This window comes from Micavibrio sp. TMED2, from assembly GCA_002168225.1.
Taxonomy (GTDB): Bacteria; Pseudomonadota; Alphaproteobacteria; order TMED2; family TMED2; genus TMED2.
Genome location: NHBH01000001.1, coordinates 466,575 through 488,929, shown reverse-complemented (window position 1 = coordinate 488,929; position 22,355 = coordinate 466,575). Strand labels below are relative to the sequence as shown.

21 protein-coding genes are annotated in these 22,355 nt (G+C 58.2%); 13 read left to right on the top strand and 8 right to left on the bottom strand.

The window, feature by feature from the left end; all coding sequences use genetic code 11:
- Window positions 1-61 precede the first annotated feature (61 nt).
- From CBB62_02390 to CBB62_02375, 4 genes are all read left to right on the top strand, one after another.
- Entirely contained in the window at window positions 62-1,516 is a 1,455-nt protein-coding gene (locus CBB62_02390) for a hypothetical protein (protein OUT41228.1), read from the top strand.
- 29 nt (window positions 1,517-1,545) lie between these two features.
- Window positions 1,546-1,923 carry a MarR family transcriptional regulator gene (locus CBB62_02385; protein OUT42596.1) on the top strand — a complete coding sequence of 126 codons (378 nt, stop codon included), beginning with the start codon at window positions 1,546-1,548 and terminating at the stop codon, window positions 1,921-1,923.
- Window positions 1,883-2,785, top strand: a complete 903-nt coding sequence (locus tag CBB62_02380; GenBank protein ID OUT41227.1) for a hypothetical protein — start codon at window positions 1,883-1,885, stop codon at window positions 2,783-2,785. The genes CBB62_02385 and CBB62_02380 overlap by 41 nt, the downstream gene beginning before the upstream one ends.
- Window positions 2,786-2,881: 96 nt before the next feature.
- Entirely contained in the window at window positions 2,882-4,180 is a 1,299-nt protein-coding gene (locus tag CBB62_02375) for a hypothetical protein (protein OUT41226.1), read from the top strand.
- 162 nt (window positions 4,181-4,342) lie between these two features.
- On the opposite strand, the gene CBB62_02370 is transcribed toward CBB62_02375, so the two are convergent.
- Complete coding sequence (locus tag CBB62_02370; protein OUT41225.1) at window positions 4,343-6,424, bottom strand: hypothetical protein; 2,082 nt, start codon at window positions 6,422-6,424, stop codon at window positions 4,343-4,345.
- 374 nt (window positions 6,425-6,798) lie between these two features.
- On the opposite strand from CBB62_02370, the gene CBB62_02365 reads away from it, so the two are divergent.
- From CBB62_02365 to CBB62_02355, 3 genes are read left to right on the top strand one after another with little or no spacing between them, the layout of a single operon-like run.
- A complete protein-coding gene (locus CBB62_02365; protein OUT41224.1) occupies window positions 6,799-8,223 on the top strand; it encodes a hypothetical protein in 1,425 nt (474 codons plus the stop codon).
- A 30-nt stretch (window positions 8,224-8,253) separates the two neighbouring features.
- Window positions 8,254-9,531, top strand: coding sequence for a hypothetical protein (locus tag CBB62_02360; GenBank protein OUT41223.1), 1,278 nt, complete (start codon window positions 8,254-8,256; stop codon window positions 9,529-9,531).
- Complete coding sequence (locus CBB62_02355) at window positions 9,525-10,610, top strand: hypothetical protein (GenBank protein OUT41222.1); 1,086 nt, start codon at window positions 9,525-9,527, stop codon at window positions 10,608-10,610. The genes CBB62_02360 and CBB62_02355 overlap by 7 nt, the downstream gene beginning before the upstream one ends.
- Here the strand turns inward: CBB62_02355 and CBB62_02350 are convergent.
- The 3 genes from CBB62_02350 to CBB62_02340 form a co-directional block, all read right to left on the bottom strand.
- On the bottom strand, window positions 10,607-11,560 hold the full coding sequence (locus CBB62_02350; GenBank protein OUT41221.1) for a hypothetical protein: 954 nt from the start codon (window positions 11,558-11,560) through the stop codon (window positions 10,607-10,609). The genes CBB62_02355 and CBB62_02350 overlap by 4 nt on opposite strands.
- 56 nt (window positions 11,561-11,616) lie before the next feature.
- Complete coding sequence (locus CBB62_02345; protein OUT41220.1) at window positions 11,617-12,042, bottom strand: hypothetical protein; 426 nt, start codon at window positions 12,040-12,042, stop codon at window positions 11,617-11,619.
- A 233-nt stretch (window positions 12,043-12,275) separates the two neighbouring features.
- On the bottom strand, window positions 12,276-12,473 hold the full coding sequence (locus tag CBB62_02340) for a hypothetical protein (protein OUT41219.1): 198 nt from the start codon (window positions 12,471-12,473) through the stop codon (window positions 12,276-12,278).
- Window positions 12,474-12,938: 465 nt separating this feature from the next.
- Between CBB62_02340 and CBB62_02335 the strand changes: the two genes are divergently transcribed.
- The 3 genes from CBB62_02335 to CBB62_02325 all read left to right on the top strand — a co-directional run bounded on the left by CBB62_02335 (window position 12,939) and on the right by CBB62_02325 (window position 15,903).
- Entirely contained in the window at window positions 12,939-13,568 is a 630-nt protein-coding gene (locus tag CBB62_02335; protein OUT41218.1) for a hypothetical protein, read from the top strand.
- Window positions 13,569-13,732: 164 nt separating this feature from the next.
- Window positions 13,733-14,863, top strand: a complete 1,131-nt coding sequence (locus tag CBB62_02330) for a hypothetical protein (protein OUT41217.1) — start codon at window positions 13,733-13,735, stop codon at window positions 14,861-14,863.
- 245 nt (window positions 14,864-15,108) lie between these two features.
- Window positions 15,109-15,903 (top strand): hypothetical protein, encoded by a 795-nt coding sequence (locus CBB62_02325; protein ID OUT41216.1) that lies wholly within the window; start codon window positions 15,109-15,111, stop codon window positions 15,901-15,903.
- A gap of 8 nt (window positions 15,904-15,911) precedes the next feature.
- Here CBB62_02325 and CBB62_02320 read toward each other — a convergent pair whose 3' ends face one another.
- Both CBB62_02320 and CBB62_02315 read right to left on the bottom strand, forming a co-directional pair.
- Entirely contained in the window at window positions 15,912-16,310 is a 399-nt protein-coding gene (locus tag CBB62_02320) for a hypothetical protein (GenBank protein ID OUT41215.1), read from the bottom strand.
- Between the two features lie 160 nt (window positions 16,311-16,470).
- Complete coding sequence (locus CBB62_02315; GenBank protein ID OUT41214.1) at window positions 16,471-18,414, bottom strand: acetate--CoA ligase; 1,944 nt, start codon at window positions 18,412-18,414, stop codon at window positions 16,471-16,473.
- A 90-nt stretch (window positions 18,415-18,504) separates the two neighbouring features.
- Between CBB62_02315 and CBB62_02310 the strand changes: the two genes are divergently transcribed.
- From CBB62_02310 to CBB62_02300, 3 genes are all read left to right on the top strand, one after another.
- Window positions 18,505-18,963: a hypothetical protein gene (locus CBB62_02310; protein ID OUT41213.1), complete on the top strand. Its 459-nt coding sequence runs from the start codon at window positions 18,505-18,507 to the stop codon at window positions 18,961-18,963.
- Window positions 18,964-19,155: 192 nt separating this feature from the next.
- Window positions 19,156-20,346: a hypothetical protein gene (locus CBB62_02305; GenBank protein OUT41212.1), complete on the top strand. Its 1,191-nt coding sequence runs from the start codon at window positions 19,156-19,158 to the stop codon at window positions 20,344-20,346.
- A 14-nt stretch (window positions 20,347-20,360) separates the two neighbouring features.
- On the top strand, window positions 20,361-21,575 hold the full coding sequence (locus CBB62_02300; GenBank protein OUT41211.1) for a hypothetical protein: 1,215 nt from the start codon (window positions 20,361-20,363) through the stop codon (window positions 21,573-21,575).
- A gap of 19 nt (window positions 21,576-21,594) precedes the next feature.
- Here CBB62_02300 and CBB62_02295 read toward each other — a convergent pair whose 3' ends face one another.
- Window positions 21,595-22,008 carry a ubiquinol-cytochrome C reductase gene (locus CBB62_02295; protein OUT41210.1) on the bottom strand — a complete coding sequence of 138 codons (414 nt, stop codon included), beginning with the start codon at window positions 22,006-22,008 and terminating at the stop codon, window positions 21,595-21,597.
- Window positions 22,009-22,020: 12 nt separating this feature from the next.
- Window positions 22,021-22,305, bottom strand: a complete 285-nt coding sequence (locus CBB62_02290; protein ID OUT41209.1) for a hypothetical protein — start codon at window positions 22,303-22,305, stop codon at window positions 22,021-22,023.
- Window positions 22,306-22,355 lie beyond the last annotated feature (50 nt).

Below are 22,355 nucleotides of genomic sequence, written 5' to 3'. Positions count from 1 at the left end.
GTTCCGGGAGCGGAAGGATTATCGGGAAGCATATGCGCCCCCTTAACCGACTGCACAGATCATGTCACCCGCCCCGCACCCATTGCCAAACGCCCTTAACGCCCTCACCTGCGACCTGCCATTCCGTCAGGCCACCAATGGTGATGAAACCAGAATTCATTTCTTCACCGATGAAGCCGCCTTCGAGAGCTGGATCACGGACCAGCCGGACAGCCTGAAGAACTGGGTCAACACCCATAAATTCCAGATCGCGCCGAACCATGCGCTGATCGTCCCGGCCAGCGATGGCACGCCGGAATGCGTGCTCGCCGCCTATATCGGTATGCCCACCCTCTATTCCAGCGCCTATCTGGCCCGGAAGCTGCCCGCCGGTGACTATCGCCTCGCCGATATGGATGGCGCGCGGATCGATGCCATGACGGCCACCGACATCGCTATTGCCTGGGGTCTCGCCAGCTACAACTTCGATGCGTTGAAGAGCGAGAAGGAACCGGCTGAAACCTTCCTGTCGCTACCGGATAATGTGGATGCCGAAGCGATCACCAATCAGATCCGCGCGGTCTGGCTGACCCGCGATCTGGTCAATTTGCCGACCAACCACATGGGCCCGGCCGATCTCGCCGCCGCCGCCAGCGGTCTTGCCGAACAGTTCGATGCCGCGATTACCGTCACCGACGATCAGGCCGTAGTTGCCGCCGAGTACCCGGCGATCTATGCCGTCGGCAAGGGCAGTGAGAACAACCCGCGCCTCATCGATATGAGCTGGGGCAAGGAAGACGCGCCGAAGATCACCCTCGTCGGCAAGGGCGTCTGTTTCGATACCGGCGGTCTCGACCTGAAGCCGAGCAGCGCCATGCTGAACATGAAGAAGGATATGGGCGGCAGTGCACAGGCGCTGGGCCTTGCCTATCTGATCATGGCCAATGAATTGCCGGTACGGCTGCGTGTGCTGATCCCGGCGGTCGAGAACTCGGTTTCCGGGCGCGCCTTCCGGCCCAAGGACATCATCCAGACCCGCGCCGGGCTGTCGGTCGAGATCGGCAATACCGATGCCGAGGGTCGGCTGGTGCTCGCCGATGCCCTCGATGTGGCGGACAAGGAAAATCCCGAACTGCTGGTCGATTTCGCCACCCTGACCGGGGCTGCACGGGTTGCCCTTGGCCCCGATCTGCCCGCGATGATGACCAATGACGATACCCTTGCCGATGCGCTCGCGACCAGTGGCCTCGCCTGCGGTGATCCGGTCTGGCGTCTGCCACTCTGGGAGCCCTATGCTAGCGGTCTCGACAGCAAGATCGCCGATACCAGCAACGTGACCACTGGTGGTTTTGCCGGTTCGATCACCGCCGGGCTGTTCCTGCAGAAATTTGTGCCCAACACCCTTGCCTGGGTGCATTTCGACGTCTTCGCCTGGAACCCGGCAAGCAAGCCCGGCAAACCGGAAGGCGGTGAGGCGCAGGCCATGCGCGCTGTCTTCCATTATCTCGACCAGCGTTACGGAGAGACGGGAACATGAGTGAAACGGTAAGCCTGTCCGGTACCGGCATGAGCATGGCCCAGCGGCTTGAGCCGCTGGAGCTGTGGCGGCGGGTGCATCAGGAGATCGTCCGATCGGACGCCCCGGACCTGACAATCCGGCAATATTCGATCCTGCTGACGATCTATATGAGCGATCCGCCCCATACCGTGCGCGGGCTTGCCACCAGCCTCGATATCTCCAAACCCGCCGTGGTACGTGCCCTCGACACACTGTCCGGCCTCGGCTTCATCAAGCGCAAGGTCGATCCCGATGACCGGCGCTCGGTACTGATCCAGCGCACGGTGCCCGGTTCTGTATTCCTCAGCGAATTCGCCGATCTGATGCAGCGGGTCAACTGGGACTATGCCGCCGAGCGGGGCGATCCATTCCGACGGAGCGGGTAACCCCATGGCTCTCGCCCCGCACCTGAATGCCTACCGCGACGACCTTGCCGATATTGCCCTGAAGGACAAGGTCAAGGCTGATCGTTACGCATCCGGCACAACCTATTTCGTCCAGACAGCCACCGCCCCGATGCAGCAGAAACCCGGCACCGGCAGCCGCTGGGGCAGCGAGCTGATCCATGGTGAGCGGGTTAGCGTGTTCGAGATCGCCGACGGCTTTGCCTGGTGCCAGAATATGGCCGACCGCTATGTCGGCTATGTCCCGGCAAGCTGCCTGACACCGGAGAAGGCAGGAGAACAACAGCCGGGGCACAAGGTCACCGCGATCCGGGCGCCACTGTTTCCGGAAGGCGATCTGAAAACCCCGATCATCGGCTATCGCAGCTTCGGCAGCACGCTTGACCTGACCGGGGCAGAGAAGAACCGGTTTGTCGAGACCACCACCGGCGCATGGATATACAGCCGCCATGTCGCCCCGGTCGATACCCGCGTTGCGGATTATGTCGAGACCGCGCGGCGGTTTCTGGAACTGCCCTATATCTGGGGTGGGCGGAGTTGTGACGGGCTTGACTGCTCGGCACTGGTTCAGCTTGCGCTCAACCTCGCCGGGATCGCTGATTGCCCGCGCGATACGCCGGACCAGAAGGCAGGACTGGGGGCAGCCCTGCCGCCGGATACGGCCCGCAAACGCGGCGATCTCGCCTTCTTTCCCGGCCATATCGGCATCATGCTCGACGAGACCCTGATGATCCATGCCAATGCCACCCATATGGCGGTGACCATCAACCCGGCGGATGACGTTGCCCAATGGACGCTGAAGAGCGATGGTGCCGGTATTACCGGGATCAACCGGCTGGATTGACAAAACTGGCACCTGAAACACCAATGCCGGTTCTCATTAGCGACGACAGGGGTTATAGTCTTACCCGACCATGTAATCGACTCACGGAATTCCCGGTTGTCAGATATCGAAAACCTGGCCAGAACGGCGAAAATCACCAAACCGGATACCAATAAAGGCATCGGCAAGGGTGGCGGCAGCCTGCATCTGGAGACTCCGCCCGAGCATCTGCTCGCCGATGAGTATTACAGCATCATCTTTCACAGCGCACCGACACCATGGTGCATGAACATGCCTGACGGCACGCTGATCCGTGCCAATCAGGCATGGGCCGATTTCATCGGCTATGACATTGAGGAACTGGGCACGATCCACTGGCGTCAGATCACCCATCCCGACGATGTGGAAGCTGACAGCGCGATGGTGCAAGACATCCTCGACGGCAAGACCTCGGTCGGCCATCTGGAGAAACGCTATTTCCGGAAAGACGGGCGCATGGTCTGGGGCATGCTGAAAACCCATCTGATCCGCGATGATGACGGTGTACCGGTCTATTTCATCTCCCAGATCATCGATATCACCGATATGAAGGAAGCGCAGGAAGCGCTGCAGGAGGCCCGTGACGAACAGGCCCGGCAGGCCGATCGCCTCGCGATCCTCAATACCGAACTGGAAGCGGCCAAGCTTGCCGCCGAGGCAGCCAACCTCAACAAATCCGAGTTTCTGGCCCAGATGAGCCACGAGCTGCGTACGCCACTGAACAGCATTGTGGGCTTCAACGAACTGATCCGGGAAGAAATGCACGGCCCGCTCGGCGCAGAAATTTACAAGGAATATGCCGGCTATATCAGCCAGAGTTCCCAGCACCTGCTGTCGATGATCAATGACCTGCTCGACCTGTCGAAGATCGAGGCGGGCAAGATGCAGATCGCGCCCGAATGGCAGTCGCTCAAGCCGCTGCTGGATGCGGTCGTGACCCTGACCAGAGGCTATGCCAAGGAATACAAGATGCAGGTCGATGTGAGCATCGCCGACGGTCTCGACGGGATCTACAGTGATGTACGGGCCGCCAAGCAGATTCTGGTCAACCTCGTCTCGAACGCGATCAAATATTCCGAGGAAGGTCGCCTCGTCACCATTACCGCCGAACCCGCCGGTGAGATCACCGATGGCAAGGGCAGTATTCAGGTGACGGTCACCGATAACGGTATCGGCATGACCGAGAAGGAAGTCGAGCAGGCCATGCAACCGTTCCAGCAGGTTGACAGCGATCTCTCCACACGCCGCGAGGGCACCGGCCTCGGTCTGCCACTGGCGCGGGAGTTGATGCAGTTGCATGGTGGCTCATTCGATATCACCAGCACGCCCGGTGAAGGCACCAGCATCACCGTGACCTTCCCGGCTCCCGGCATCTAATAAACCACGCTCCAGGCGCGGCATCTCAAGCTCAAAAACAGACAAACCGGCCCGAAACTGCCTGACTTGGGGGAGAGGGAATGGCAGTTCCGTGACCGGCTTGTGTGGCGACGGGTTATAAGGGAGAGCCCATCGAAAACGCGTTGATAAATCGCGTGCTGTTTAGAACAGGAAATCCTCGGCGCTCAGCTGGCTGACATCGATACCGTCGAGGGTAAAGGACGCATTGCCGAAATCGACAACCGCGTTACCGGCACCGTCATCATGCAGGTTCAGGCCGTCGAAACCGTCACGAACCCGGAAATTGCTGACATCCATAACGTCGTTGCCATTACCGAAATCGGTGATGATGTCGAAGCCGCCATTGCGGGTCAGGATAAAGACATCGCTGCCATTGCCGCCCTCGAGCAGATCATTGCCGGTTTCACCGTTGAGGGTGTCAGAACCGCTGCTGCCCTGGAGGGTATCGTCATCACGACCGCCGAGCAGCAGGTCGTCACCGGTACCACCGCGAACGGTATCGAAGCCACGACCACCGATAACGGTATCGTTATCGCCATTGCCGTTGAGGCTGTCATTGCCATCACCGCCATGGACATAGTCATTGCCGTCATTGCCATCGAGGCGATCATCGCCGGTCTGGCCATAGAGGGTATCCGCACCGGTCTGACCTTCAACGAAGTCGTTACCGGCTCCGGCACGCACCAGATCATTATCGGTCTCGTCAATCAGGCTGGCCAGATCGTCGGTCCCGACACCGGCGATGATGGTGTCATCGCCATAACCGCCAACGACCGTATCATCGCCGCTGAAGCTGCGGATCAGGTCATCGCCATTGCCGCCAAGAACACTGTCAGCACCGGTACCGGCCGCAATCTGGTCATTGCCATTGCCGCCGAACAGGACGTCATTGTCCTCACCGCCATCGATGGTGTCGTCGTCGTTGCCACCATGAATGGTATCGGCACCAACATAACCGGCGATGTAGTCATCACCATTGCCACCGATCAGGCTGTCATTGTCGCTCTCGGTCGGATCAAAGGCATCCGCGGCGCGATCAACACCACCGAAAATGCGGTCATCGCCATTGCCACCATGGATCGTGTCATCGCCGTGGAAGCCGCGCAGACTATCATTGCCATTGCCGCCGCGTACCAGATCGTTGCCGTCATCAGCAAAGACGGTGTCGTCGCCGTCGCCACCATTGATGGTATCGGCACCGTCACCGGCATCGAGGAAGTCATTGCCATTGCCGCCATTCAGCAGATCATCGCCATCACCGGCATAGAGGCTGTCGGCACCGGAACCACCGGTCAGCACATCATCACCGCCATTGGCCTGCACCAGATCATCGCCGTTACCGGCATGAATGGTATCGGCACCGGCCTCGGCATAAATCACGTCATTGCCATTACCACCAGTCAGCAGGTGGTCACCGGTGCCGGTCTCGATATAGTCATCGCCATTGCCACCACGGGCGGTATCGTCGCCATCACGGGTATAGATGGTATCAGCATCATTGCCACCGGCGAGGCTGTCAGTACCGGCACCGCCATCAATGAGGTCGCTGCCATTGCCGCCATGAACGGTGTCGTCACCGGTCTGACCGTACAGCGTATCGCTGCCGTCACCACCGTGCAGGCGATCATTGCCTTCACCGCCGTTGACATAGTCATCGCCGTGACCGGCATGAACCGTATCGGCACCGGCTGCTGCCAGAATGGTGTCGCGGCCCTCGCCCCCATGGAGACGGTCATCACCAGTACCGCCATCGAGTGAGTCATTGCCGGCACCACCGGAAATGGTATCGGCCTTGCCGCCGCCGAGGATGGTGTCATTGCCATAGCCGCCATGCAGGGTATCGCTGCCGGTGTCATAGCCCGGAGTTTCGGTACCGCGCTCATTATCGCCGGTGATAAAGTCATCGCCGTCACCGCCGGTGATCTTGTCATCATGACCATCGCCATAGAGCGTGTCATTGCCGTCGCCACCGTTGAGGGTGTCATTCTGCTGGCCGCCGACCAGAGTGTCACGCCCGGCACCACCGGAAATCAGGTCATTGCCATGACCGCCATGACCGGAATCATTGCCGTCGCCAAGAGCGATCACGTCATCGCCATTGCCGGTGGTAACCGTGTCATTACCAGAGAGCGCTGCCACCCGGTCATTGCCATTGCTGCCGGACAGGCGGTCGTTGCAACCGGTACCGCGAATGTTGTTGGTCTGGGATGAATGGCTGGACATGGCACTAACTCACTGTTGTCGGTTTCAGGTCGCGCACTGTGTTCCGGCCATCGGCATCTGTCCAAATTCCAGATGCGTTAACCATATTTAATAACCACAGCGCGGTTGTTTCGCTTCCTAGGCACGATTATTGAAAGTGCAGATCAATCGATCACCGGAGACCGCTCACATCAGCCATGCAAAATCTGCGGGCTGAAACCTGACAAACTTTCTATCGTTATGCGTATTACAGGGTTCTTACGCAGAAGAAAGATCGCCTTCCGCGTTGACGGGGTATGTAGTCCGATCGATATAAAAAATGTAGTTCAAATTTTAGCAAATTTGAAAATAGCTGCCATCGACTGTGCGCATAGGTACGCCAAAGGAGTAACCAGATGCTGGGTTTCAAAAACATTAAAAATAGCGGCAACAAGGCTCTAACGACCAAAACCGGTCGTAACGAAGCTGTGTCCGGTATTACCCCGCGTACGGTCGTGAAGCCGATCCGTGACTGGCGTATCTGTGTTATCGGCGGCGCACCCGATGCACTGCCTGCCATGCCGAATGTGACCTTTGAAAAAGGCGTGAATATCGCCACCATGGCAGTGCTCGCCCTGCCCGGCACCAATCCGGCGCGCCTCTATCGCGGTCTCTGGGCCAATGATCAGGCTCTGCTGCCGATCATCGATGCCGGTTGCGACCTGCCCCGCGCCGATGCCGTTATCAATGCTGCCACCGCCGACCAGATCAAACAGGCACTGACCAAAATCACCCCGATCTGCCACCGCCTCGACGATGTTCCGGGTGTGCCAGAGGAACAGCGCGAACAGTTTCTGGCGCTGGCCATGGCCTTCACCCGCGATACGGCAATTAATGCCCGCTTCGCACCGAACCGGGCACAGGTTGCCGCCTATCCGGGCCTTACCGGCATTCCGGTCAATAATGACGTACTGCGCAATCTGGCGACCGACGGTTTTCTCGGCACCCGGTTCTTCCAGCGGGTCCATGAATGCAGCCATTGCCAGTCTGCCCGCCTGTTGGCGCAGGAAGAATGCGAAAGCTGCCATTCAAGCCATATCGAGCCGGTGCCACTGGTCCATCACTACAGCTGCGGTTTTCAGGGCCTGCGCCCACAATTCGTGCAGGGCGAGCGGCTGGTCTGCCCGAAATGTAATGAGCGCCTGCGCCATTATGGCGTCGATTACGATATTTCAGGTGAGCTGACCCATTGCCATGATTGCGGCCATCAGTCCGGCGATGTGGAAGTAGGCTTTACCTGCATGGATTGCGGCCAGCATACCGAGGCCAAGGATTGCAGCACCCGCGATATTCACCATTACGACCTGACCGTTGATGGGCGTCAGGCCGTGCTGTCCGGTGCCATGCCCGGCCTGCTCAACAATGACGGCGAACCGGCCCGCATCATCAGCGTTGAGGAGTTCGACCGTCTGGTGGTGATCGAGCGTCGCCGCACCAAACGCAGCAACCGCCCCCATGTGGTCATGCGCATGACCCTGCAGGCCAATGGTGACAAGGTCGATCAGCTCGGCCTCGCCTCCCTCAACAGCCTGTATCGTCAGGCATCGACCATTGCCGCTGAACGCCTGCGCGACAGTGATCTCGTCGCCTGGCGCGGGCCGCGTGTCTATATGCTGATGCCGGACACCCCGACCGAGAATGCGGTGATCGTCGCCGACAAGCTCGGCCGGGCGATTGCCGATATCTTCGGCATCCTGCCCGACTTCAACATCCTCAATACCGAAGACAACCGCAGTGCAACGGTCGAGGCCAGCTGGCTTGATCTGCGCGAAGCAGCGTAATCGCGGCAACTCTTATCAGGACCATCTTTCATGTTCTCTGACTGGCTCAAGGAAGGCTTTTTGCTGGCGGCTCAGCTCGATCTGAAGTCGGCATTCAACCTGTTCTGGCCCCTGTTCCTGTTCGATCTGCCGCGTTTCTTCCTGTCGACACTGGCGGTCGGGCTGACCTGGGCGCTGGTGCCGCAGAAACCGGCCCCGAGCCGGATCAATGAGCCGGTCAGCGTGCTGCTTGTCGGCCATAACGAGGGCGACCGGCTGGCCGAGAGCATCCACACCCTGCACCGCCAGACCCAGAACAACCTGCAGATCGTTGTCGTCGATGACGGCTCGACCGACAACATGCGCGCCGTCGCCCGCGAGCTGAAGCGCAACGGCCTGATCCATGACTATATCTCCACCGATCTGCGCGGTGGCAAGGCAGCGGCCCTCAATCTCGGGTTCAGCCTGTGCCGTCATGAGGTTGTGGTCTCCTGCGACATCGATACCAGCTTCGATGATGACGCGATCGAGCGGATCGTTGCCCGGCTGCTGTCCGATCCGGATATCGGTGCGGTTTCCGGCAATATCGCCGCCCGCAACGCGCGCGAAAACCTGATCACCCGGTTTCAGGCGATCGAGTATTTCGACAATATCAGCCTCGGTCGCCAGTTCCTCGACTACATGGGCTGGCTGATGATCGTTTCCGGTGCCTTCGGTGCGTTCCGCCGCAGTGCCATCCAGCGCGTTGGTGGCTGGGATGTGGGTCCGGGCGATGACAGCAACCTGACCATCAAGCTGCGCCGGGCCGGTTGGAAGGTGGCCTTTGCCGAGGATGCCTGGTGCCTGACCAATGTGCCCAATTCCGATCAGGGCCTGATCCGCCAGCGAATTCGCTGGGACCGCAGCCTGATCCGCAACCGGTTCCGCAAGTTCCGCACTGTGTTTGACCCGACCTCCCGGCAATTCCGCTGGCGCGATATCATGGCCAGCGTCAATGCCCTGTTCTTCAATGTTTTGCTGCCGTTCAGCTATGCGGTCTATCTGCCTTACGTGATCATCTTCTTCCCAAGCCTGGTCGTGCCGGTGTTCCTGTTCCTGTGGTGCGTCTACACGATCCTGTCGGCTTTCACCATGTTCACCTGTGTGCTGGTGACACCACGGCGCGGCATGCATCGGCTCTGGATCTATCTGCCCGGCTACAGCCTCTATGCCAGCTATTTCCTGCGCGGCATCCGGATTGTCGCCTGTTTTACCGAGCTCGCCTTCCGCAGCTCCTACAATGACAGTTTTTACCCCACTAAAGTCCGACGGAGCGTCGAGCAATGGTAATGCACCGCATCAAACCCCGTACCCGCGTTGATAATCTGGTCAGCGAAAAGCGGAAACCGAAGAAGAGCTATGGCCGGATTATCTATCTCGGTCTGCTGGCCGTGATCGTGCTCGCGATTGCCGACCTTGCCTTCGGTCATCTGGTCTATCTCGATGCCGACGGACAGGTGATGCAGCGCAATTATGACGTCGCCACCGAACATCGCGGCACGGTAACCGACTTACTGGTCGAGGAAGGCTCGGCGGTTCAGGCCGGGCAGCTGATTGCTGTGGTCCGCTCGCGCGATGTGCTGGAGCAGGTGGCAACCTTACGTGCCCGCAAGCTGGAAATGGAGCGCGATCTGAATGACATGGTTGCCAGACGCGAGTTCCTGCTCGCCACCCGCGATGCTGCCAATGAGCGTGCCAAAATCCTGCAGGATACGCTCAACACCACCCGCGCCGCCCGCGCCAAGGGGCTGGTTCGCTCCGAGCGTATGTCGGAAGCGGTTGATGAAGCATTCAAGGGCATGCAAGAGGCACAAAAGGTCATTGCCGACGCCAGCGTGATTGATGAAACCATCCGTCTGATGACGGTCAGCCTGGCGGAACTGGATTCAACCCTTATTCAACTCGAAGAGGCCTATAACGAGGGCCGGATATATGCCGCTGAGGATGGCCTCGTTGCCAATCTCGATGTGGTTGAGGGTGCCGTGGTTGAACCCGGCGACAGCCTGATGAAGCTGTATTATGACGAGCGCTTTGTGCTGGCGCAGGTACCGACCGGTACCGCCTATGACCTTGAGCCGGGCGAGGAAGTGGCGATCAAATCCGGGGTTGAAACCTTTGACGGTCGGATTACCCGGGTTTACCCGGTTGCCTCCCGGCTGGCCGAGGAATTCCAGCGCAGTTTCGAGCCGACCCACCGCCGTCAGTTGGTCCGCATCGAGTTCATGGATCAGGCACCGAATTTGCCGCTATTTACCACGGTACAGATCACCTCGACCGCACTCGGTCGCCCGCTGGAACGGATTGCCCAGGCCGTCTTTGCGCCCAAGGCCTATGCCGACCGCGAAATGGGCAGTAGCAGCAGCAATTAAGGCAGCGCCTGACCCAATATCCAGCCCTCGATGGTCCTGAAGATCGGCTCACCCGGCACCGGGGCCGGGCGCTTGCAACTATGGACCGCATAGAGGCCAAGCGCACCGACAAAGCTGTCGAACCGGTCATCGCCGCGGGCATCATTCCCGAACCCGGTTTCCAGCGCGGTGCGGGCTGACGGGGTCATGACAATGCCCAGATCGGCAATGGTATCGGAGAGTTGCGGTATGACCTTTAACCGCTCGGCCTGTCTGGTTTTCGAGATCGGCTTGCACTCAAACCAGCCGTAAATCTCACCCGGATAGGTTTCTGCAATCACCAGCCTTTTCGTGGCACAAAGTTCGGCAAAATCCCCATCAAAAGGCCAGATGCCAAGAGCCGTGCCGTGGAGTGCCATCAGGGGTTTGATCACCTCGCCCCAACCGCCAAGCGCTGCTTTGCCAACCTGATTGGCACCCTTGGTCCAGAACAGGCTCGCTGCTGATTCCCGGTGCGGGGTTTCGCTATCACACAGGCGATAAACCGCTGACTTGGTCAATCCCAGCTTTTTGAGCCAGGCCTGTTGTGGCGTGAGACCATGCAACGCTGTCTGATCAACAAGGTGATAGGGGAAGAATGGCCGCTCTAGCGAAACCTCGGTCAGTGATCGGCAGACCGTGGAAAATTTAATCCAGTCAGGCCCTTGCGCACCAGACAGAAATTGTGGGAAGTCGGTAATGCCGACACGGACCGCATAATGTGTAGGCAGGCCAATCGGCAGATCAAGCCCCAGTATTATCTGCGTGTCAGCGAGATAATCCGGCGTCAGCAGACGTTCATGCCAAGGCTCGAACAGTTCGGGCGCCTGCATAACAGGCGAAGCACTGCCGTCGATCAGGATGCGGGTCAGCCAGCGCTTGTCTTGGCGTGTACCCCAGTCCACATGCCAGATTTCCGCCTTACCCGACATGGGCAAAGGTATGGTTTGCATTATTCATATTGAAAAAGAGCCGCGTATTGATCCGGTCAGGTTGCCAGATCGCCAACCAGATTGCCGTTGTTACGCTTGCGGCGCATGGCTTCGACCGCCTTGCGACCGATCGGAATACCGGCCTTCTTGGCGGGTGGCGCCCCGGATTCACTGATCTCGGATTGAGCTGCATTGCCGTCATAACCGGCCTTGGCATCGGCCAGACATTGCTGCACCAGACCACCCTTGCTCTCGGCAATCTCGGCAGCGGTTTTGTGATCACCGGATGGCAGGTTCACATCGGCACCAGCCTCGACCAGCGGGCCGATCGCCTGTGTGCGGGCATGCATGACCGCAATATGCAGTGGCGTGCGGCCCGTATCATCAAAAGCGTCCACATTCTCGGATTTGGACACAATCGAGTACAGCACCTTGACGTCTTCAGTCAGGATAGCACGCACCATCTTTGCATAATTGGTCATAAATCCCCCCGTTCATCATCCTGACGGTCCCCACAGACCATGGCACAGGATGATACAGGCCATACATACAATCGCATCCCCCACAGATGCGTTTGATATACACTTTACCATGCCATCACGCGCAAGATACCACAATGCAAAATATCCAAATGCCGCATCTTTGTTGGGAACAAAACAGTTTACGCGACAATCAATTACCCTGGTTATTCACCCGGGTAACACGCGGTCGGAGATCAGGTGGCAGGGTCCAGTGAGTGTGGCCAATGGAACGGATCGGTGAAATATCCCTCGAGTTGCTGCAAGGGTGTCAGCTGTGGTGCCTGAGGATAGGAAAAGCTGTCCGGCCGCTCACCATAGATATAGGTCGGCTGGGTTGAGACATTGGTGCAACCGGTCATGACCAGCGCTGCCAGAAGCACCAGTGAGATCATTAGCCATTGGCCAATCCACTGGCGTCTTTTTGCGAAACTTGTCTGCATTCTGCATCACTCCGATTCTGTCGACTTCGCGTTCTGATGACAGCTAACTATATCCCCCGGATTTGGGCTATTGCTTTCCACCAGTCGCGCAAATCCGCGTCCGACCAGTGTTCAGACCGCATCATATGGTCGTCCATAGTTGGGCAATTCAGTTGGGCAGCCGGGCAGTAATGCTTCACCGCAGCATTTTTTCGTCAACTTGGCGTACCAGACCTGCTAAACGCTCTGCGTTTTCAAACCTGTTCGCTAGAGTGACGCAGTCGGAAACCCAAGCAAATCCGGCAGAAATATTAAAGATATGTGAACGCGCTGCGCTTTCACCGCTATCGGCTAAAAAGAATATGACACAATTTTGCCTTAATTCAGGCTGAGGGACGAACAAGCGTGCTGACAACCCTTATAGGTTTTGCACCGGTTATGCTGGTCATCATTTTACTGCTCGGTCTCGGGCGGTGTGGTGCCATGCTGTTCGTCGACTGGGAACGCCAGCAGATGGCCCAAGCCTTCATCACCAAGCTCGACCTGCTGATCGCCGAGGAAGGCCGGAACCGCAAGACCTTTGAATGGCTTAACCGCCACGCCCGACGGATGCAGCGGGACATGGGTCGCCTCGGCATCGTCAAGTACAAGCCGCGCGGTGCCAAATACCTGTTCTCCAAATATCATCTGGTCATCAATCTGGTCGCCGATATCGGCAAGAACCGGTTGAACGGCCATAGCCATCTGGTGATCAAGGACGCCAATTATGTCCGCGATACCGTGGAGCAATATGCCGGCGGCCTCGCTGTTGAGCTGCGCCGGACCATGGGCGCGCTGACCAACCCGCTGACCTGGCTGGCGCTCGGGGCCGGTGCCTTCACCACCTTCCCCCTGCGGATCATGCGGAAATTCGGCTTCTGGCGACAGATCGAGCCGATCAAGATCGAGCGCGGCCCGATGGCGCGCGCCGTCAATCTCGTGATTGCGGTCACGATCATGGCCATGACCATGATCCAGCTCGCCTGGCCACAGGAAACCGCCCTGTTCGCCATGGCCTATCTACCATAGGCTTCAAGCTGACCAGCGATGCGCGGCTTCCGTGCAATCCCCTGAAACACATGATTGTTTCACTTGCATGGACCCGCTATCCGTAGAATAGTTGTAGGCCAGTTCACTGGGGATCAGCGGTAGCGGGATACAGGATGGCCATACTAAAAACGCCATACCGGAATATGGCGAATATCAAGGATCGTCCGTCATCCGCACGCATCCTGAACCTGCTCTACAAAACACCAAGAATTATCGAAGGCCTTGAGAAAGGTGAAGAATTTTCACCGTTCTTCAATAACGAGATATTGAATGAAGGCATCTTCCTGAAACACCGGTTGCGTCAGGAGGAGATGGAGGTTTTCGACGGCACCCGGTCGGTCGGCACGAAGATTTTTGTCGCCTTCAACAGCAAGCGTCTGGAAGAGGGCGGCAAGTTTATCTTTGTCGATGAACGCGGGGCCGATGAGGTCTTCCATGAACATTTCGGCATGGACCGGCACGAAGACCCGGAGGAAGTCATCCGGGATATACTGCTGCTGCGGATACTCGACAGCCTGCCATCGCTCGATCCGTTCCTGATCCGCGAACGCATGCGGCTTGAGGGGTATCAGCCCCATGTCTCCTATTTCGATCTCGACCGTGCGGAATACATGCAGATCCGCAATTTCGTCCAACGGGAGTTCACGCCGCTGGCCGAGCTCGCCTATGGCGATGGTGCGACCAGCAGCCAGCAGATCGACCGTCTGGTCGATAAAATGTGGGACAGCCGGGACATTGAGGCCATCCGCCCCCTGATCAACAGCCTGCAGTTGAAACCCGAGGAAGCGCCGGAAGTACTGTTCGCGTGGAAGGGCTTCATCTATTACAAGAGCAATCTCGGTCTGGTGAAACAGCAGTTCGAGGGGTTCCAGAACCGGGTAAAGAACCTGAAGGTCATCCATTTCCCGAACCGGGACATTGAAATCCAGATCGAGGATATGCGCCAGACCACCCTGCTGGGGATGAAGCGTGAACTGGTGGAAATCCAGAAGACCATTTCGAAATACGATATCGCCTATAAAACCGGCCTGCTGCGTGATCGTAACCCGCAGCGGTTCCGCAGCTTCCTCGATGAAGCCCCGCAGATTTTCTATGATCTTGGCGCCTCGATCGCGGCGATCAAACATGCGGTATCATTCTGGGATTACCGGTTCAGCATTCGCAAGAACAAGGAATGCGATGCCGAGGAATTTCTCGACATCATGAACGATTTCCGCAAGGGGCTACGCCCGAGCTTCCTCGAGGAAGAACCCGAAAAAGCCGAAGCGGGTTGAACCGGGTCTATACCAGACACAAACTGCCAATCTCTTTTGCACCAACAGCTTGCCCGATCTGATCCGGGTTTGGGCAACACTTCTTTGCGAGTATTTTCCAATAGTCGTTTGCACACCTATAGAGTTGCCCTGTCAATTTTTTGCAGGCGCGCCGGAACCAAACAAAATTTGAGAGTGTTTTAGATATAACGAATGAAGAATATTGCGGGGCTATTCTTATAAGTAGAAATAAGGAGGCTTTTACTATGGGCAGCTTTGCAAGGAACAAATATCAAAACTCTGAAGCGATGGTTGTCAGTCCACAACCGATGATCACCGATGCTGTCACATCAACCTTGAGAGAGCAGAGCTTCAAACAGGTTGTAGCGCTCAATAACGGCCTTGATGCCATGGAACGCGCGCGAAACATCTCCCCATCCCTCATTTTTATTGATGAATCACTGCCCTATCTGGCCGGACTGGATTTTATCGCCGCCATTCGCGCCGATATCACAACCCTGCGCCCAAACATCCCGGTTGTATTCCTGAGTTCGAATATAACCGACCAGTGCAGGCGGGTTGCGACCTGGTTTCAGGTTTATGAACTGATCGAGAAACCGTTCTCGAAGGCAACCGTGCTGGCCCATACGCAAAGCGCATTACAGCGTGAACAGGCGGCGCCGGACCTGTGTATCGATAAGAAAATAGTTCGGCAGAAACTTGATCAGGCACGTCGCGAACAACAAAAGGACGAGGCAATGCCACGGTTGACGCTCAGCGCCGATGAACTGAAACGAACCGTGGATATGATGCTGGACGACAGCCCGAAGACGCTGAAAAACCCGGTAACCGTACCGGGCAATCATCTGGTGGTCGGTGATGTGCTGAACCGCGATCTGTTCGCCCAGGATGGTCGCCTGATCATCCGCAAGGGCGTAACCGTAACGCGCAAGCTGCTGAAAAAGCTGATCAACTTGCACCAGCACAAGATCATCCGGGACATTGAGGTACTCCCTTCAACCCTGAACAAAGCGCCACTGCAAGCACAACGGCCGCATTAGATAGCGGATCAGGGACGTGCAGCGGGGCGCATTGTCGGCTGATCGGACAGATCAGCATCAACCTCGCTCCGCAAGGGCCGGAATTTGCGAGTCAGGGACTGGCGCACCTGTTTCAGGTCATCGGCAATATCGGTAGCACCACTGTCCCGGCGATAGCCTTCAATGCCCTGCATGACAGAAGCCAGATTGCGCACCTTGGTATGTACCGCATCGCGCGGTGAGGCACTGTCGCTGAGCAGAGTCAGCAATTCCGATGACCAGCGCATCGCCCGGCGGGCGTTGTCGCGGTATGATCTCGGCAGGTCATCGGCATTGACGGCATCGGTCAGCACCCGCTCAACCGGGGCCAGCATCCGTTGATCGCCGGTCAGTTTTACCTCTGGGCCGCTGGGGAGCGCAGTTGCCATGGCTGTCATCCTTCTTTTTTCTCTGGTCACGACAATCGACACGTCAGAAACGCGAATGGGCGCAGTTAGCGCCCATCACGTGAAAACAGCAATAACAGTTGCCATGTAAATCAGACAGAACAGCCAGCGCCTTGCGTCATGACTGGCCAGAACCCGGAACCTATCCCTTGTTCATCCGGTGATCGACCAGATCATCAACCACGGCAGGATCGGCAAGGGTTGAGGTATCGCCCAGCGCGTCATGCTCATTGGCGGCAATCTTGCGCAGGATACGGCGCATGATCTTGCCCGAGCGGGTTTTCGGCAGGCCCGGTGCCCATTGCACCAGATCCGGCGTGGCGATCGGACCGATCTCCTTGCGCACCCATTTCACCAGTTCCATGCGCAGCTCCTCGGTCGGTTCCTCACCGGCGATCAGGGTGACATAGGCATAGATGCCCTGCCCCTTGATGTCGTGCGGATAACCGACCACTGCCGCCTCGGCGACCTTTTCATGGGCGACGAGAGCGCTCTCGACCTCGGCGGTACCCATCCGGTGACCGGAGACGTTGATCACGTCATCGACCCGACCGGTGATCCAGTAATAGCCGTCGGCATCACGGCGACAGCCATCACCGGTGAAGTACTTGCCCTTGAAGGTCGAGAAATAGGTCTGGATGAAGCGCTCGTGATCCCGGAATACGGTACGGGCCTGACCCGGCCAGCTGTCGCGCATACAGAGATTGCCCTCGGTCGCCCCTTCCAGCTCATTGCCCTCATTGTCGACAATTACCGGCTGAACCCCGAAAAACGGCTTGGTTGCCGAGCCGGGCTTGGTCGGAATGGCACCGATCAACGGTGTGATCAGGATACCGCCGGTCTCGGTCTGCCACCAGGTATCGACAATGGTGCAGCGTTTCTCACCGACCACCTCGTAATACCACATCCAGGCTTCCGGGTTGATCGGCTCACCCACCGAACCCAGCACGCGCAGGCTTGACCGGTCGGTCTTCTTCACCGGGCCATCGCCGTCGCGCATCAGTGCCCGCAGGGCCGTTGGCGCAGTGTAGAAGCTGTTGACCTGGTGCTTGTCCACGACATCCCAGAACCGCGAGGTGTCGGGATAGTTCGGCACGCCCTCGAACAGCAGCGTGGTCGCCCGGTTGGCGAGCGGGCCATAGATCATATAGGAGTGACCAGTAACCCAGCCCACATCAGCGGTGCACCAGTAAACCTCGCCCGGCCGGTAGTCGAAGACATATTCATGGCTCATCGAAGTATGAACCAGATAGCCACCGGTGGTATGCAGCACACCCTTAGGCTTACCGGTTGAACCGGAGGTATAGAGTATGAACAGCGGGTCTTCCGAGCTCATTTCTTCCGGCTCGCAATGATCGTCAACGGATTTGACGGCCTCGTGATACCAGACGTCACGGCCCTCGGTCATCGCGACACCGGCACCGGTACGCTCAACCACAATCACCGACTTCACCATCGGTGCCTTTTCCAGCGCCTCGTCGAGATTGACCTTCAGCGGCACCTTGCGACCACCGCGCAGACCCTCGTCAGCGGTAATGACGCAGTTGCTGTCGCAATCGACTATCCGGTCGCGCAGGCTGTCCGGCGAAAAACCGCCAAAGACGATGGAGTGAATGGCCCCGATCCGGGTACAGGCGAGCATGGCATAGGCCGCTTCCGGGATCATCGGCATATAGAGAGTAACCCGGTCGCCCCGTTTCACCCCTTGCGCCTTCAGCACATTGGCGAAACGCATGACATGTTTCTGCAGCTCGGCATAGGTGATGTGGAGGGCGGCCTCATTCGGATCATCCGGTTCCCAGATGATCGCGGTGGTGGAGCCGTGCTCGGCCACATGGCGGTCGACACAATTGGCCGAGACATTCAGCGTGCCATCCTCGAACCATTTGATATCCACCGGATCGAATGATGTGTTCTTGACCTTGGTATAGGGCTTGATCCAGTCGAGCCGTTTGCCGTGCTCGCCCCAGAATCCGTCCGGGTCCTCGATCGATCGCTTGTACCATGCGTCATAGGTTGCCTGATCGATCAGGGCGGTTTCAGCCACCTTCTCATTTACCGGAAAAATTGATGCGCCGTCGGGCATGTCTCTTGTCCTCTGCTGGTTCTTCTTCAACAACGCGATGTCGTTGTTTTTGTTTGGAAGCAGATTGCAACGACTGATGGCGGCGGGCAAGTGTCATTCTCGACCAACCAAGATTTCGATAACCGCAAGACCAAGCGTTTACCTTTTGGCAATCGCTTGGTGGGACAGTGTTGGCACAGCACGAAGACAACAACCAACGAGAACTGGACCCATATCATGGCACAGCCCAAATCGACCGCCCCGACGATAAGCACCGGCCAATCAGCAAACCAGTCAACCGGTCAGAAACCCGCCGGCGACAAGGTGGATATGGTCAATGCCGCCCTGAATGCCGCCTGCCGCGAGGCCTCACAGGCCGGATGGGAAACCACCATCGAGGCAATCAACCTCGTGCTGGCAGCGGCAGAGCCGAACGGCCCGACCTCCGTCAGTGTCGATACCATCATGCTGGCCGAGGCCAAGATCGCCGCCGCTCTGGCCGAGATTACCCATATGGTCGACCTCACCGACAAGATGCGCACGGCATCGCCATCCGGCCTGTCTCACTGAATAAGATCAAAAGCTTAAGCAGTTTCATCAAACTGCTCTAGACAGGGATCAGTCGTCACCGCCAACCGCCGGACCGCCTGATCCTTGTACTCCCGCTCCCCATCCCCTCGCAAACAGCCCGCCGATAGCGCCAGTACAGCGCCGGTAAGGATCGTTCCGGAGGCGACACGATATGAGGACGGGCCGGACAAGATGCCCAATCTGGCCCTGTTCGAGGCCGAGTTCTTTGCGGTTTTCAAGCATCTGCGCCCCAAGACCATGGTGCTCGACCGGGTCCATACCACCAGCCTCGGCGATGCCATGTCGGAAGTCCTGACCCGCCCGGAAAAATTCCGCCCAAACGGCAAATATACGGCTGAAACCCTGGAACATATCTCAATCGAGATGCTTGAGGAGGTGGATGCCGATTTCGCCGATGGTCAGGCCTTTGCCCAGACCTTCTCCGCCGAGGGCGAGCCGGTATATTTCTTTGTCCAGCCGATCTCGGTTGATGGCGGTATGATGAACCCGGTGTCATGGCTGCCCGGTTCGATGCCATGGCACAAGGAGCTGTTCAGGTTCAGTGAGGCCGACCAACTTGACGGTGCCAGCCTCGCCGCCTGGCATGAATTCGGCCATGTGCTGTTCGAGGATCAGAATTTCGAGGAACATACCACCGAGCGCATTCACCAGACCCGCGCGCCATCGATCCTGCGTGAGGATATGTTGAGCAATGCCGAGGAAACCTTTTCCGACAGCTATGCCATCGGCCTGATCATGCGCCCGGAACAGGACCGGCCCAAGGGCTCACCGCCGCTCCATACCCCGACCACCGACATTCTGCGCAATTTCATCCATCTGCGGGTTATCCATGCGATCAGCCACATCACCATCGGCAGCGGCGGGCTGAAGCATGTACCGAACCCGCATTGGCGCAATCTGGCCCGCAATTTCGCCAAAGCGGACGCCCCGCGTGACCATATCGGCATCGGCGAGATGGCCATGGAGCATGTGATCGACCGCCAGCCATCGGACAAGGGCTATCGGCGGATCGTACAGGATTTCTGGGACCTCAACCCGGATGGTTTCGAGCAGAAGGGGCTGAGCGGGCCTGCGTTTCTGGCCAAGATCGGCAAGGTCGGTAAAAACGCCGATCATGCCAATTCCTATGTTCTGGCCCGCGATTATCTCGAGGTACTCGACCAGCGGCTGCCGGCACAGGACCCGATCCGCAAGAATGTGGAGAAAGCCCGCGAAACCCTGCAGCAGAACCCGAAAAGCGCCCTGTGGGATCGCCGCTTTCCCGGCATCGAAGCCACCCTGTCAGCCATCAGCCTGACCCGGAAACGCACCGCGACAGCGCAACCAAAACCGGGCCGTGATGCCCGACCACCCGGTCCATAAGCCCCAAATCGCCAATGTCTGAACTCTCCCCCTCAGAAAAAGCCATTGCCGTCATGCGCGCACGCTGTCCGGAGCTGGACGGCCATGTGCTGCTGATCAACCGCTTCAAGCATGATGACGTTCAGGATGCTATCGCCGATGCTCTGAAAACCGCGCCACCGGCGCTGGCCGACGCCATCGCCCGACAAATGGCGGAACTGAACCCGGAAGAGCTGGAGATGCTCGACCAGCATTACGGTGCCGGGGGCGGTTTCAACCTGCCGCTTGATCTGAAGCCCGGTGAAGTGCCAGCGGTTGCCATTCTGAGCCCGCTCCAGCTTGCCCGCGACCTGTTCGGCCCGGACGCCAATCTGGCGGAGATCATGTCATGGCACGGCGATCTCGGTCGTGATCTCGATGACGATCAGATTGCTGAGCTGGACTTCCGCTATATGCGCTTTGCCGCCTGGCACGAGGTTGGCCATGCAGTTGCTGACCTCCGCGGCCATGACAGGGATTTCGAGCCTTTGCCCCCGCCCGACGATCTCGATGAGGATACATGGCCGAAGCCGGTGGACCAGATGGCGCGACAGAATGCGGACGAGCAATATGCTGACGGCTTCTCGCTCCGTCAGATCGGCAGCGATGATCCGGGTGAGGCGCTGGAGGCAGCCATTCTCGCCAACCGCTGGCGGGTCATCAATGTGATGTGCGCGGTGATGATCGGTAAACCGGATGTGAGCATCTACAGCACCCAGAATGCCTTTACCGCCGCCCTCAACAGCATCCCGGATTACGTCGCCGATGGTGGCCGGATCATCGATCCCGGTACCGATGGCATTGCCGAGCAGACCCGCCGGTCGGTGGTGAAGGGCAAGCATGACCCGGAAGACCTCGCCGAATTGCAGGTCACCTCGGCGCAGCTGCGGGAAGCGCTCAAAAACAGTGACACGGATTTTGCCCGTGAGCTGGGCACTCTGGGCCGTGAAGCAACGGGCAGCCCGACCTATTATTTTGTCCGTGACTATCTGAAGGCCATGGACGCGCTGCTGCCATCAACGCACCCGATGCGCGAACCCTTCGCTGCAGCGACACGGGAAACCGCCCGCAACCCCGATGCCGAACTATGGGACAGCCATAACCCGCCAGTGGAAGCGAGCACCACGGCAGCGCGGCTCAAAATGCAGCGGGCGGCACGCCGGAAACCGGCTGTTGACGCCACCGCACGGCCCGCACCCGGCGGGCGCTAGCCGAATGGCGCGCTAAGCGCTACGGGTCGATCCCGCCCAGTTTGCAGATATACTGCCATTCATCCGGCTTTATCGGACAAACCGACAAACGCGACTGTTTTATCAGTGCAATATCAGCAAGTTCCGGGTCAGCCTTTATTTGAGCCAGGGTCACCGGTGTCTTCAGCGGGTGCAGCGCCTTGACGTCGACCATCCCGAACCGGCCCTTGGGATCGGTGTGGTCCGGGTAGTATTCCCTGACCACCTCAACCACGCCGACGATCTCTTTTCCCTCATTCGAGTGATAGAAGAAGCCGCGATCGCCAAGCTTCATCGCCTTCATATTGTTCGAGGCCTGATAATTGCGCACCCCATCCCAGTGATCGACGCTTGCCGCGACCTGCTGGTCCCATGACCACTTGAACGGTTCGGATTTGAATAGCCAGTACTGCATGCCTGCCGCCCCTTAACCCTTTGGATAGACCTGTTTCCAGAGGCCGATCTCGACCGCGGCAAACAGACCTGCCTTGGCATAGGGATCATTGGCGGCGAAGGCTTCGGCCTCGTCTTTGCTGGCAAAGTCGATGATCAGCAGGCTGCCGATCATGCCGCTGGCATCCTCGGTCTGCAGCGGGCCACCGGCGATGATCTTGTCTTCGTGCTCGGCGAGATAGGCCAGATGCGCTTCACGATTGGCCATGCGGATATCGCTGGCGCCGGGTTTGTCCTTGCAGAGGAAATAGAAAGCCATGGGTGTTTGCCTCGGGAAATCTTGGTAAATACTGAGCAGAAATGCTGGAT